The organism is Phyllobacterium sp. NPDC097923 (genome assembly GCF_044760925.1).
Taxonomy (GTDB): domain Bacteria; phylum Pseudomonadota; class Alphaproteobacteria; order Rhizobiales; family Rhizobiaceae; genus Phyllobacterium; species Phyllobacterium calauticae.
In genome coordinates this window covers 345,404-358,133 of sequence record NZ_JBIWBL010000004.1, presented here as the reverse complement: position 1 = coordinate 358,133, position 12,730 = coordinate 345,404, and the positions used below count along the sequence as shown (strand labels likewise).

Sequence of the window (12,730 nt, the reverse complement as noted above, 5' to 3'; positions counted from 1 at the left end):
TCCAAAGAAAGTGACCTTCAAATCATGCAGCACTGACGGCAAGCTGGTAACGCCAAACCTGCGACGGTCATTGAAACCGTGAGTCCTTAAGCTGCCAGGGTTACCGCTCCTCGCGGCCTGCTGCAGCAGGCCAAGACGTAACCCTCGGCTTTTTCGTCGTCGGATAATCCGCCCAGATCGTCCATGTCGACCGCTCCCTGGGTCATTTTGACCTTACAGCTTCCGCAAACACCTTGCTGACAGGAATTGTCGATCCAAACGCCTGTATTCAACGCCGCTTCAAGCAAGTTCTCGCCGGCCGCGCATGTGCCATGTTTCCCCGACAGTGAGAAATAGACTTCACCGCCGAGACCATCCGCTTCTTCGATAATGATTTTCTCGCCGAAGCTTTCTTCGTACTGAGCCGCGATGGCTGTTTCGCGGGCCATCGCTCGGGCGGCCTTCATGAAGCCCTCTGGACCGCACATGAATATTTCCCGCTCCGCAAGATCGGGCACGAGTGACCGCATCAATGCCGCTCCCATCTGGCCCTTGTGGCCACCAAAACTTTCCTCCTCGCTGTCGTCGCCCACGACCAGATGCACTTTGACGCTCGGGAACCGCTTGGCGATGAACTCCAATTGGTCCCGAAAGATGATATCTTTCGGCGTTCGCGAGAAATAGACGAACACGACATCGGTCTGATCAACGACATCGGTTATGTATTGCAGCATCGAGATGACGGGCGTAACGCCCGAACCGCCGGATAGAAAGAGCGGTTTGTGCGATGGAATATCAAGATAGTTGAAACGGCCGCCGATATCTGCGATTTCCACCCCCATTCCAGGGTGCATGTTGTCATTCAACCAGTTCGACACCAGGCCGCCTGGCACGCGTTTGACCGTGATCTGAATATTGTGTGGGCGGGTCGGGGTCGAACAAATCGAGTAGGCGCGTGGGCAGAGCTTCCCATCGATTTCGAACTTGAAGGTGACATACTGACCCGGCTTGAAATCAAAGCAGCGGCTCTGGCTATCCTCGAATACGAAGGTCTTGCTGTTGTGCGTCTCCTCCACCACGGCCTTGCACACGAGTGTCGCGGGGCCACCACGGTAGCATGGCTGCTGGTTGGCAGCGGATAGGGAATAACGAAAGGGTGGGTTCATGAACATCGCGCACCTCCAAATAGGTGCGACATTGATATCAAGTTTGGCGATCCGAATTGACCTAGCAAAAATCCGTTTTCAATCGATAATTCCGATCATCGGTGATCGATGACCTCCTTGAGAAGCTTGAGCGCCCAAACCACAACAGGGTCCCGCCTTCGCCGCATGTGGACCGCTGAGAAGACAGGTTGCAGGATCGTCGGCGCATCCTGGACAATCCGTATTGTCGAAAGTTTGGTCTGTGCGCCCGCAAATGCAAACCTTGGTAGATAGAGCGTGCCCCCGTACCGACCCAAGAGCTCGATCGCAAGGTCATCACTCCCGATCACCATGCTCGGAAACGCGAATTCGGGAAGCAGTTCGTCCAGCGCCCGTTCGAACGCGCTTGTGTAAGCCACCTTAATGTAGCGACTGAAGTTGACATCTCCCAGGGTGTCGTGATCGGTCGAGACCATTACGAATTCAGTCGCTCCAAGATCGGCGACCTGAACATCCGGCGTCAATTGAGGTGCGAACATGATGCCGACGTCCGTCTCGCCCGCAAGAATGTCGCGTTGAATCTGTGACGAGAAATTGATCTCGACATGCAAGTCGAGATCGTCGTCTTCGTTCCTTAGCCTGTCGATCCAACCTATCAGATACGCTCTGACCAAACTGTATTGGCAGGAGATGTGGAGATGACGTTTCCTGGCGGCGGCACCGCTCACCACGTCCCGCCGGGCATGACCCCAGAGCGTGAGGAACGCCCGGCAATGTCCCTCGAAACGGCGTCCTGCGGGGGTCGGTTCCGCGCCGCCACGACCTCGTTCGAAGAGCCGCGTCCCCAATGTCTCCTCCAACTGACGAATGCGGGCACTGACGGTCGATTGCATAATATTCAAGCGCTCGGCAGTCCGCTTGAAATTTCCAGTTTCCATCACGTCGAGGAAGGTGATCAGAAGGGGGATATTCATTTTTCCTATCGCTAAAACAGATCAATAATCGAAATTGACTGATATTTGCCGATTGATCTTTGGTCAATAGGGTGGAGACAGAGGGAGAAGCCGGCAGATAGGCCTCCCGCGAAGCCTAGGAGACCCTGATGTTTATCGTTGATACCGACTGTCACAATTACTGGTGCAGCGCCACAGTGCTTGAGCCCTACATGGAGGGGTTGTTCAAGGACATGTTCGTCCGAGGCGAGAAGACTGGGCCACGTGGTGCGTTTCCCCACGGCCATCGACCATGGTTTCACCCCGAGGGCTTCGCCCGTCACGACGTAAACCCCGTCGAGGAAGACGACAACTATCTCATCATGAAGGAAAAGCACCTCGACAAGTACGATATCGACATCGCGATCCTGACGGGCGACGAACCGATTGAGGCTTCCACGCTTGCCAATCCCTATTATGCAAATGCACTCTGCAAGGCCTACAACGACTATATGATCGACTATTGGCTTCCGAAGGATATTCGGTTCTGGGGATCGATGGTGGTCGCGCCGCAAGATCCCAAGCTTGCGGCCGAGGAAATCCGCCGGATCGGTTCGCATCCCCGTATCGTTCAGGTTCTGGTAAGCCACGGTGCCCAGCGGCCTTATGGCGACCCCTTTTATCATCCCATCTTCGAAGCATGCGCAGAAATGGGACTGCCGTTCGCGATGCATCTTGGCGGACAAGGTGGTGTGAATGCGAATCCGATTGGGGCTGGGCCTTCGACTTTTTTCTGGGAAACACACGCGATCCTGCCGCAGTCTGCCATGACCCACATGGCCTCGCTGATCGCGCAGGGCGTGTTCGAGAAGTGGCCGGAGCTCAAGGTCGTGATCATCGAGTGTGGTGTTGCCTGGGTTCCTTCCGTGTTGTGGCGGCTGGACTCCAACTATCGGGCACTGCGCAAGGAGACCCCCTGGCTGAAGCGCCTACCATCTGAATACTTCAAGTCGAACATCCGCATGTCCACGCAGCCGCTTGAACAGCCGCAGAACATCCAGCACCTCTGGGCGACACTGGAGGCTATGGATGGCGAGAACACATTGCTCTTCGCATCCGATTATCCGCATTGGGACTATGACGATGTGACCAAACTCCACATACCGCCCGCCTGGCGTGAGAAGGTGCTCGGTCTCAACGCACTCGAGGTCTACAAGCGCATCCCGCGTCCTGCGGCGATGGCCGCCGAGTAAGGAGAGAAGCGATGGCATCAAAACATTTTGCCTGCAAGGCATCGGAAGTTCCGTCTGACGCTGCCAAGATTGTGACGGTCTGCAAGCTCTCCCTCGGTCTCTTTAAGCTGAATGACGGGTTTCACGCCCTTCTCAATGTCTGCCCGCATAAGGGGGCGGCGCTCTGCGAGGGCCCCTTATGTGGGACAACCAGGCAAACAGACAAGACGGAATTCATATATGAGCGTGCGGGGGAGTTGGTCCGATGCGCATGGCATGGCTGGGAATTCGACATCCGGACCGGAGAGTTCCTGGTCGACCGCAGTGTCCGGGCAAGGAGCTTTCCTGTCTCCCTCGAGGACGACGATATCTACGTCCATATCTGACGCAAATCTTCCTCGCACCAGCTTCATCAGTTGAACAACTCCAATCTATGCCACACCCCTACGGTGTCCTTTTTTGCAGTCCGAGAGGTTCCGAGCCCTGATGCCGGCCACAACCTCATCGGCGATCTGCCTAAGGTCTTCGCGGGAGGCGCCGTCGCGTGCCTGGACGGAAAGGCCCTGCAGGATGGTGACGAGGTAGCGGGAGAGGGACGCGGCACGATCCCGATCCAGCCACGGTTTGAGTTTGTGAGCAATGGTGTCGCGCATCAAACCTCGGCGCTCCGCCAGTTCGCGGGCAAGGTCGGCGTGGTCTTCGCCGCACTGGATCATGCCACTCGAAATCATGCAGCCACGTTCCTCGCCAGGCTCCGTGATGGCATCGATGGCACTATTGAGGAGGGTTTCAACGACGTCGCGTAGATTGGTCATTTGACTGAGAGTGTTCAGTGCCTTTGGCATGCCGGAATATCGATCGAGCGCCTCACGGTAGAGACCAGCCTTACTGCCGAACGCCGCATAGAGGCTCGGCGGCGCGATGCCGATCGCTGCCGTCAGATCGTTCAACGAGACGCCCTCATAACCGTGGCGCCAGAACAGGCGCATGGCGATATCGACCGCCTGGTCCCTGTCGAAGGTCCGCGGCCCGCTCCGCCGTTTCTTCACGAGCTTATCCATAGCGATCACTAAAGACAACTTGACAGCAAAAAGCAAGCATTTATCCTGTAGCGATCACTAAAAACAAGGATGGATATTGTGAATAATCGGATGTTAGCGATGCAGGAAAACAAGCCGCCGATGGAGCTGGGTGCCAGCGGGTCGAGGCGTGCCAGCCTCGTTTCGATGATGTGCGCGCTATGGTTGGTCCTGATGATGATCATGTCCTCGGCCGTGATGGCGGAACGGAGGGACTACGTTGTGAAGTCGCCGGACGGTGTCGACATTGCGGTCCAGGAAGCGGGCAATCCTGCCGGACGGCCCATTGTCTTCATTCACGGATTGCTCGGGAGCCATCTCGACTGGGAGAACCAGCTGAACAGCCCCGACCTTTTGCGTTACCGGCTGATCACGTTCGATCTTCGCGGCCATGGACTTTCGGGGAAGCCGCAGGATGCGCAGGCCTATGGCGACGGACGCCGCTGGGCTGATGATCTGCGCGCCGTGCTTGAGGCGACGAAGGCCGAAAATCCGGTTCTTGTCGGCTGGTCGCTGGGCGGAGTAGTCGTTTCCAACTATGTTGCAGCTTACGGCGATGACGAGATCGGAGGCCTGGTTTATGTGGGTGGTGTCATCGAACTGAAAGCCGCGCTTTTAAGGCCGCATCCCGAAGTCTATGCGGGCCTTGCTTCGGATGACCTGAAGGTTCACCTCGATGCAATGCGCGACTTTCTGGCGCTGTGTTTTGCGACGCAACCGGATCAGGCAACGTTCGAACGGCTGTTGTCCAATGCGGCTATGGCATCGTGGATCATGACCCGAACGGTACCTTTCATGACGGTCTTTGCGGCGGAAGGGCTGCCCAAGGTCAAGGTTTCCATGCTGATGCTTTACGGCGAAAAGGATGCACTGGTCATGGCGCGCGCGAGCCTTGAGCGGGCGAGGGCACTCAATCCGGCAATTCGCTCGCAGATCTATGCCGATTCCGGACACGCGCCATTCCTGGAGGAAGCGCAGCGGTTCAACCGCGACCTGGCCGACTTTCGGGAGTCCGTTTCAACGCACTGAAGACGATAGCGATGCGCGCCGAGCCCGCAACATCATTCCATTTTGGAATAAGCAGTCTGAAATTGCATTGGCCAACTCTCAAATTTACCGACTATAAAATTTGCGACCGCGGAAAAACAAAAAATCACGGCAAAGGGACATGATGGTGTTTGAGGGGGACGGATGGATACGGAAATCCTGCCGAACAGGGAATTTCGTCTGGTTGTCAGCGCGACGCATGAACTTTCCGTTTTAGAATATGGTAATCCCGAGGGTATTCCGGCGGTCTTTCTGCATGGGGGCCCTGGCGCTGGCGTGTCTGCAAAGCAGATTGCAAGTTTCGATCTTGCTGCCTATCGCGTCGTCACCTTCGATCAGCGCGGCGCGGGGCGCTCGACGCCACTCGCGGAGCTAGTCGAAAATACCACACAGCACCTGATTGCCGACATGGAACAGATTCGCGAGTTTCTTGGCATCGAGTGCTGGCTGGTTACCGGCGGTTCCTGGGGATCGTGTCTGGCGCTCGCCTATGGCATTGCTTTTCCACGTCGATGCCTTGGATTTCGGCTGCATGGCATTTTCCTGGCGGACCAGGATGACATCGACTGGTGGTTTCACGGCTGCCGGGCTATTTTTCCCGATCATTGGCAGGAATTCGCTGAATTCATACCTGTCGAGGAACGCGGCGATCTTCTGAAAGCCTATTATGCGCGTCTGACCTGTGGTGAGCAGGCTGTTGAACTCGCTGCCGCGAAAGCCCTGCGTGGCTTTTCAGCTCGCACGCAAACATTCGAACCAAGCCTTGATCATGTAAGGCAGCTGTTGCATCCGGATGCGGCCTTGGCTGTCTCTCGGATTTTCACCCACTATTGCGTGAATCAGGCGTTTTTGCCGGATGGCCATCTGCTGGAAAACATCGATCTCATCCGTCATCTGCCAGCAGAAATCGTGCAAGCGCGGTACGATACCGTGACGCCAATGGCGACGGCGTGGAAGCTCAGGAATGCCTGGCCGGAAGCCGCCTTCACGATTGTTACCCTTTCCAATCATCAATCGACGGTTGGGCCCATGGCGAAAGAACTCAAGGCAGCCTCCCGCCGGTTGGCAACTGCGATCAAGTTTACCGCGGCGGCCGCCGCCGCTGGTTAATCCCATTGACGAAAGACAGATATGACGACGCTCGACGCACTGCAAACTGACCCCGCGCTTTCGATGTCACACTACATTGATATCAGCAAAGCGGTAAAACCCGCCGTTTCGCCCGATGGCGAGCTGCTGGCTTATTTGAGCGACGAAAGCGGTACGCTGCAGGTCTGGGTGCGTCCACTGGCGGGCGGGCCAGCCCGTCAGTTGACCACTCTGTCAGAACCGGTTGGTAATCTTGCCTTCAACCCAAAGAGCCACGACCTGTTGATCACAACGGATTGGGGAGGGGACGAGCGTCATCAGCTCTGGCTGATCGAAAATGCCAAGGAAGAGCCACGCCTCCTGACGACCGACACGACCGTTGTTCATGGCTGGGGATGCTGGTCGCCCGACGGTTTGCAGATTGCTTATTCGGCCAATTATCGCGACCGCGCGCATATGGATCTCTACGTGATGACGATCGCGACGGGCCAGGTGAAATGTGTCCATCAAGGCCAGGGTTGGCGAACGCCTTTTGCTTTTTCTCCCGACGGGGCGTTCCTGCTCGTCAATGACTGCCAAAGAGCGATGATGGATCAAGATTTCTGCAGACTGGATCTTGCCACCGGCGCCTATGAAAATATCTTGCCCCATGTAGGGCGAGCGCGTTACCTCGCGCCCAAATTCTTCAAGGATAATTCCGGTATCCTGATAATCTCCGATCAGGAGAGAGAATATCTCTCGCTCATGGTAAAGCTGTACGAGGCTGATACCCTCTTGGAACTTGCAGCCTTTGCGGAGCAGGATATCGAGGCATTGGCGATAGCGCCCGATCAAGCCAGGATCGCGCTCGTGATAAATCGCCAGGGTTGGAATGATCTGGTCATTATCGACCGTGCCGGAAACACCCTGAAGCAGTTCGCAACACCCATGCCTTGCGTGATTGGTTCCGTTGCTTGGACACCCGATGGCACAGCGCTCGTCATGCCAATCGAGGGTGGGGCCACTTCAGGTGATATATGGCGCTGCGATGCTGAGACGGGTAAGTTCGCGCGGCTGACGGATGCGTCCAAAGCCGCTGCCGGATTGCCGGACTTTATCGAGCCGACCGTGACTAGCGTTGCGGGCTTCGATGGGCTCGACATTCCTTATTTCGTCTATCGGCCGAAAGTCCCGGCAAAACCGAATGGCTATCCTGTCATGATCATCGTCCATGGCGGACCCGAGGCACAGTGGAAACCGGATTTTCGCGCCGACATTCAATATATGCTGGCCAAGGGAATCATGGTCGTGGCGCCGAATGTTCGTGGAAGCACCGGCTATGGCCGTCGCTACCAGCATCTCGATGACCGGGAGTTGCGGATGGATAGCGTTGCGGATCTCAAGGCCGTACGTATCGCCGTGGGTGCAAGGCAGGACGTGGATGAAAGCCGCATCGGGGTATTCGGCCGTTCCTACGGGGGGTTTATGGTGCTGTCGGCCATGACCGAATATCCGGATCTGTGGCGCCTGGGCGTAGAATATTACGGAATCGCCAACTTTTTGACCCTGTTGCAGACCACTGGCCCGTGGCGCAAGCAATTGCGTGCTGCCGAATATGGTGATGTGGAAACCATGCGCGGCGCGCTGGAGCGTTATTCGCCCATCAATCGGATTGATGCCATCAAAGCGCCGTTGATGATCGCTCATGGCATGGAAGATCCGCGCGTGACGCCATGCGAGAGCGAGATGGTTTATTCCTGCCTGCGCGGCCTCGGCAAGCCGGTGGAATATCTGCGCGTTCCGCATGAAGGGCATGGCTTTGCCCGTATCGAAAACCGTCGTCGTGTCTTTGGTGCTCTGGCCCGCTTCATCGCCGAAAATCTTTAAATTGAACAATCTGGGAGTAGCACCATGAAAAATGGTGATGTGATATGGGATCTGGTCGACTCGAAGAGGAGCGCTTTTGAGGCTCTGAGTGACCGTGTTTGGGCAATGCCCGAGATAGCCTATACGGAGTACAAGTCCTGCGCCGAACATACATCCATGCTGCGCGCGCAAGGATTCAACGTTACCGAATGCGTTGCCGGTATTCCGACGGCAGTGATGGGCGAAGCGGGCGAGGGCGGGCCGGTCATCGCCATCTTGGGCGAATATGATGCGCTGCCAGGCCTCAGCCAGGAGGCTGGCATTGCCGAGCCGCGCCCGATCCCAGGCACTGGGCATGGTCATGGCTGCGGTCATAATATGCTTGGTTCTGCCGCACTTCTTGCAGCGACTGCCGTCAAGGATTGGCTGGCGACAACAGGGGCACGAGGTCGCGTGCGCTATTATGGCTGTCCAGCGGAGGAAGGGGGCGCCGCCAAGGCGTTCATGGTGCGCGCAGGCGCTTTTGACGATGTGGACATTGCCATTTCGTGGCATCCGGCATCGTTCACGCAAGTGGACGACGCGCAATCGCTTGCCAATACGCGCATGGATTTTGAGTTTACCGGCCGGGCCTCTCACGCCGCCGCCGCACCGCATCTGGGGCGTTCTGCCCTCGATGCGGTGGAGCTGATGAATGTCGGCGTCAACTACCTGCGAGAGCATGTGCCTGCCGATTGCCGGATGCACTACGCCTATCTCAATGCCGGCGGCATCGCTCCCAACGTCGTGCAGGCCAAAACCAAGATCCGCTATGCGATCCGTGCCACCGATTTGCCGGGCATGTTTGCGCTCAATGAACGGGTGAAGAAGGTCGCGCAGGGCGCGGCCATGATGACCGAAACCACTGTCGATATTTCGATCATGAGTGCGGTGTCGAATCTGCTGGGCAATACACCGCTTGAAACCATCATGCAGTCCAACATGGACCGGCTGGGCGGTGTGCCGTTTGATGATGCGGACCGGGAGTTCGCCGCAAAAATCCAGGCTACGCTGTCGCGGGAAGACATCGAAACCGACTATCAGCGTGTTGGCCAGCCGCTCGCGGACAATGCGCCGCTTTGCGATTATGTGCTGCCGCGCGAACAGAAAGGTGTGCCGATGATCGGCTCTACCGATCTGGGCGATGTCAGCTGGGCGGTGCCAACCGTCCAGGCGCGTGTGGCCACCCATGCCATCGGTTCGCCGGGTCACTCCTGGCAGATCACGGCGCAGGGCAAAATGCCTGCCGCGCATAAGGGAATGGTCTACGCAGCCAAGATCATGGCTGGAACAGCTTTGGATGTTTTGCGAAACGAAGCCCTGTTGAAAGACGCCAAGGCTGATCATCAGGCACGTATCGCGAAAACACCCTATACCTGCCCAATTCCACCGGAGGTGAACCCGCCACTCCAGCCGCGCCCAGCGGAGTAATCCGGTCTGGCACTGCGTCTGTGCGGATGCGGTGCCCTCCAAGCTACATGAAAATCATAAAAGGGGACGAACATGAGCGATTTGAAAACCAGAACCATTTTGCGCCGCAGCACAGCGCTTATCCTTGTTGCGGGCCTTGCAGGTATCAGTTTTACGGCAGAAGCGGCATCGCCACCCAATACGCTGGCAATGGCCTGGAATATCGATGCCATCAGCACGTTTGATCCGGCGCAAATCGGTGAAGCGGCCACCAACGAGATCATCCAGAATATCTGCGATCCGCTCGTCGATTTCGATCCTGCCGATGAAACGAAGCTTGTGCCCAAGCTGGCAAAGAGCTGGGATGTTTCCCAGGATGGACTGCAGATCACTTTCCACATGCGTGACGACCTGGCGTTTCCGTCCGGTGAAAAGGCAACCGCAGGTGACATGGCGTGGTCGTTGCGCCGTGTTGTGAAGCTTGGCTTTGGCAACGCCGCGACGCTGACCGAATACGGTTTCACCAAGGACAATGCGGACCAGAGCATCACTGCCCCGGACGACAAGACGCTGGTGTTCAGGCTTGATAAGCCCTATCCGGCCAATCTCATTCTGGCTGCCATTGCCGCCAATCGCGTTGCCGCACTTCTCAATCAGAAAGTGCTGATGGCAAATCAGGTTGATGGCGATATGGGCAATAAATATCTTGCCACACGTTCGGATTGTGTCGGACCTTACAAGCTCATGCGCTGGAATCCTGCGGAAGTTGTCATTCTTCAGGCCAACGCCAATTATTGGGGCGAAGCGCCGAAGCTGAAGCAGGTGTTGATCCGCCACGTCTCAGAAGCTGGAACGCAGCGCCTGCTGCTGGAAAAGGGCGATATCGACATTGCCCGCGATCTGACGCCGGAAGATTTGCGCGATCTTGAAACCCAAAACAAGGCAACAGCCTCGCGTGCTTTGAAGCCGTCGCTGTTCTACTGGAATTTCAACAATGCCGATCCGGTTTTCGCCAATGAGAAAGTGCGTCTGGCGATGCGCTATCTCATCGATTATGAAGGTCTTGGCAAAACGGTCATCCATAATGTGGGTGTTCCGCGCGCAAGCTTCGTTCAACTCGGCGCGTTTGGTGCGCTCGATGAGAGGGAAGGTCAGCCGTTCAAGCTTGACGTGGAAAAGGCCAGGGAGCTTCTGAAAGAAGCTGGCTATCCCAATGGCTTCGAAACAACGATGTTCATCAGCACTGCACCTTATGCGGCTCCGATTGCACAAAGCATTCAGGATGCTGCTGCCAAGGCGGGTGTGAAGATCAAGATCGAGCGCATGGCGAATGCACAATTGTTCAGCCGTATTCGTGGCCGTGAATTTCAGACGTCTTTGATGGGCTGGCAGACAACAGTGCCGGATGCGCATGGCAACGCCTCACGCCAGATTTTCAATCCAGACAACCGTGCCGAGGCCAAGCAGACCATGTATCCGAGCTGGCGCGCCAGCTATTTTGACGAGGGCGTCAACAAACAGGTAGATGACGCCCTGTTTGAAAAAGACGAATCCACGCGCAAGCAGAAGTATGTCGATCTGCAAAAGCAGATGATGGAGAAAGGTCCGCACGCCTTCATCTTCCAGATCTACAACGTTGCCGGCGTCAGCAAGGCCATGAAGAACTGGAGCTGGAACGGATTCCGCGTCTATTACGATCTGGCTGCGAAATAACGCGTTTCAATCTCCTGCCGGTCCACTCCCGGACCGGCGGCCCCACGTCGATCAGGTGATGTCTGCAACTGCCTCAAAGCGGGAGCGCACATTACCGGATGTGGCGGTGGATTTCGCATCCTTATTCATCTTGTTCAGGATCAAAGCCGATGACAACGCACGACATTCTGGAAGATCTGGAAGGCGACGAGGAGTTCGGTCCTGTGCTTCTCTTTCTCGCTGCCTCCGCGCGCCTGATCTTTTCCGTGGCTGTTACACTTCTGGGCTTGGTCACGCTGACATTTTTCATCAGCCGTCTTTTGCCGCTTGATCCGGTCGTTGCCATGCTGGGCGATAATATCTCCCAGGAGGCTTACGACATGATGTATCGCAAGCTTGGTCTCGACCAGCCACTGATTGTTCAATATGGCCTCTATCTCAAGAATGCGGCGATGTTCGACTTCGGCAATGCGCTGACGTCGGGACGCCCTGTGCTGGAGGATATTGGCCGCGTCTTTCCGGCGACCATTGAACTGGCCACGGTCGCCATCATCATCGGGACGGGCTTCGGCATTCCGCTTGGCGTGTTTTCGGCCATGTACCGCAATTCACCGCTGGATCATGCCGTGCGCATGATCAGTCTGCTTGGTTATTCCACTCCGAATTTCTGGCTTGGCCTTATGGCGCTCCTGATCTTCTATGCCACGCTGGGATGGATCGGCGGACCGGGCCGCATTGACTTTCTCTATGAATATACGGTCGAGCCGACGACGGGCTTCCTGCTCATCGACAGCGCATTGCAGGGGCAATGGGACGCTTTCGGCAATGCCATCAGTCACGTCATCATGCCCGCCCTGATCCTTGCATTCGGCTCCATGGCCTATATCAGCCGCATGACGCGCGGCTTCATGATCGAGCAACTCAATCAGGAATATATCATCACCGCCCGTGTCAAAGGGCTTTCCTGGGCACGCACTGTCTGGGGGCACGCTTTCCGCAATGTCGCTGTTCAAGTGGTTACGGTTGTTGCGCTCTCCTATGCGTTTCTGCTGGAGGGGGCTGTCCTGACGGAAACCGTGTTCGCCTGGCCGGGGTTTGGCCGTTATCTCACCAATGCGCTTCTGGCCGGTGACATGAACGCCGTCGTTGGATGCACATTGATCGTCGGCATCCTGTTCGTCGGCATCAATCTGATCAGCGATCTCCTCTATCGCATTTTCGATCCTCGAACCCGATAGGAG

General features: G+C 56.5%; 11 protein-coding genes. 8 read left to right on the top strand and 3 right to left on the bottom strand.

The window, feature by feature from the left end:
- Positions 1-86 precede the first annotated feature (86 nt).
- Positions 87-1,151: a 2Fe-2S iron-sulfur cluster-binding protein gene (locus ACIQWS_RS20040; protein WP_403183460.1), complete on the bottom strand. Its 1,065-nt coding sequence runs from the start codon at positions 1,149-1,151 to the stop codon at positions 87-89.
- An 89-nt stretch (positions 1,152-1,240) separates the two neighbouring features.
- A complete protein-coding gene (locus ACIQWS_RS20035) occupies positions 1,241-2,098 on the bottom strand; it encodes a LysR family transcriptional regulator (RefSeq protein ID WP_403183457.1) in 858 nt (285 codons plus the stop codon).
- 128 nt (positions 2,099-2,226) lie between these two features.
- Between ACIQWS_RS20035 and ACIQWS_RS20030 the strand changes: the two genes are divergently transcribed.
- Both ACIQWS_RS20030 and ACIQWS_RS20025 read left to right on the top strand, forming a co-directional pair.
- Entirely contained in the window at positions 2,227-3,309 is a 1,083-nt protein-coding gene (locus ACIQWS_RS20030) for an amidohydrolase family protein (RefSeq protein WP_403183454.1), read from the top strand.
- An 11-nt stretch (positions 3,310-3,320) separates the two neighbouring features.
- A complete protein-coding gene (locus ACIQWS_RS20025; protein WP_403183451.1) occupies positions 3,321-3,674 on the top strand; it encodes a Rieske (2Fe-2S) protein in 354 nt (117 codons plus the stop codon).
- A 45-nt stretch (positions 3,675-3,719) separates the two neighbouring features.
- Here the strand turns inward: ACIQWS_RS20025 and ACIQWS_RS20020 are convergent, their stop codons facing one another.
- Entirely contained in the window at positions 3,720-4,349 is a 630-nt protein-coding gene (locus tag ACIQWS_RS20020; protein WP_403183691.1) for a TetR/AcrR family transcriptional regulator, read from the bottom strand.
- A gap of 99 nt (positions 4,350-4,448) precedes the next feature.
- On the opposite strand from ACIQWS_RS20020, the gene ACIQWS_RS20015 reads away from it, so the two are divergent.
- The 6 genes from ACIQWS_RS20015 (at position 4,449) to ACIQWS_RS19990 (ending at position 12,727) form a co-directional block, all read left to right on the top strand.
- Entirely contained in the window at positions 4,449-5,396 is a 948-nt protein-coding gene (locus tag ACIQWS_RS20015) for an alpha/beta fold hydrolase (protein ID WP_403183448.1), read from the top strand.
- Between the two features lie 162 nt (positions 5,397-5,558).
- A complete protein-coding gene (pip, locus tag ACIQWS_RS20010; protein ID WP_403183444.1) occupies positions 5,559-6,524 on the top strand; it encodes a prolyl aminopeptidase in 966 nt (321 codons plus the stop codon).
- Positions 6,525-6,545: 21 nt separating this feature from the next.
- On the top strand, positions 6,546-8,369 hold the full coding sequence (locus ACIQWS_RS20005) for a S9 family peptidase (protein WP_403183441.1): 1,824 nt from the start codon (positions 6,546-6,548) through the stop codon (positions 8,367-8,369).
- A 24-nt stretch (positions 8,370-8,393) separates the two neighbouring features.
- Entirely contained in the window at positions 8,394-9,818 is a 1,425-nt protein-coding gene (locus ACIQWS_RS20000) for a M20 family metallopeptidase (protein ID WP_403183438.1), read from the top strand.
- A 72-nt stretch (positions 9,819-9,890) separates the two neighbouring features.
- The gene (locus tag ACIQWS_RS19995) at positions 9,891-11,510 is read left to right on the top strand and encodes an ABC transporter substrate-binding protein (protein ID WP_403183435.1); all 1,620 of its coding nucleotides are present in this window, start codon (positions 9,891-9,893) and stop codon (positions 11,508-11,510) included.
- A gap of 149 nt (positions 11,511-11,659) precedes the next feature.
- Positions 11,660-12,727, top strand: coding sequence for an ABC transporter permease (locus ACIQWS_RS19990; RefSeq protein ID WP_403183430.1), 1,068 nt, complete (start codon positions 11,660-11,662; stop codon positions 12,725-12,727).
- The last annotated feature ends 3 nt before the right edge of the window (positions 12,728-12,730 follow it).

Excerpts from the sequence above, each read along its gene's own strand:
- ACIQWS_RS20040 (WP_403183460.1), bottom strand. The coding sequence starts at position 1,151 with ATGTTCATGAACCCACCCTTTCGTTATTCCCTATCCGCTGCCAACCAG.
- ACIQWS_RS20035 (WP_403183457.1), bottom strand. The coding sequence starts at position 2,098 with ATGAATATCCCCCTTCTGATCACCTTCCTCGACGTGATGGAAACTGGA.
- ACIQWS_RS20030 (WP_403183454.1), top strand. The coding sequence starts at position 2,227 with ATGTTTATCGTTGATACCGACTGTCACAATTACTGGTGCAGCGCCACA.
- ACIQWS_RS20025 (WP_403183451.1), top strand. The coding sequence starts at position 3,321 with ATGGCATCAAAACATTTTGCCTGCAAGGCATCGGAAGTTCCGTCTGAC.
- ACIQWS_RS20020 (WP_403183691.1), bottom strand. The coding sequence starts at position 4,349 with ATGGATAAGCTCGTGAAGAAACGGCGGAGCGGGCCGCGGACCTTCGAC.
- ACIQWS_RS20015 (WP_403183448.1), top strand. The coding sequence starts at position 4,449 with ATGCAGGAAAACAAGCCGCCGATGGAGCTGGGTGCCAGCGGGTCGAGG.
- pip (WP_403183444.1), top strand. The coding sequence starts at position 5,559 with ATGGATACGGAAATCCTGCCGAACAGGGAATTTCGTCTGGTTGTCAGC.
- ACIQWS_RS20005 (WP_403183441.1), top strand. The coding sequence starts at position 6,546 with ATGACGACGCTCGACGCACTGCAAACTGACCCCGCGCTTTCGATGTCA.
- ACIQWS_RS20000 (WP_403183438.1), top strand. The coding sequence starts at position 8,394 with ATGAAAAATGGTGATGTGATATGGGATCTGGTCGACTCGAAGAGGAGC.
- ACIQWS_RS19995 (WP_403183435.1), top strand. The coding sequence starts at position 9,891 with ATGAGCGATTTGAAAACCAGAACCATTTTGCGCCGCAGCACAGCGCTT.
- ACIQWS_RS19990 (WP_403183430.1), top strand. The coding sequence starts at position 11,660 with ATGACAACGCACGACATTCTGGAAGATCTGGAAGGCGACGAGGAGTTC.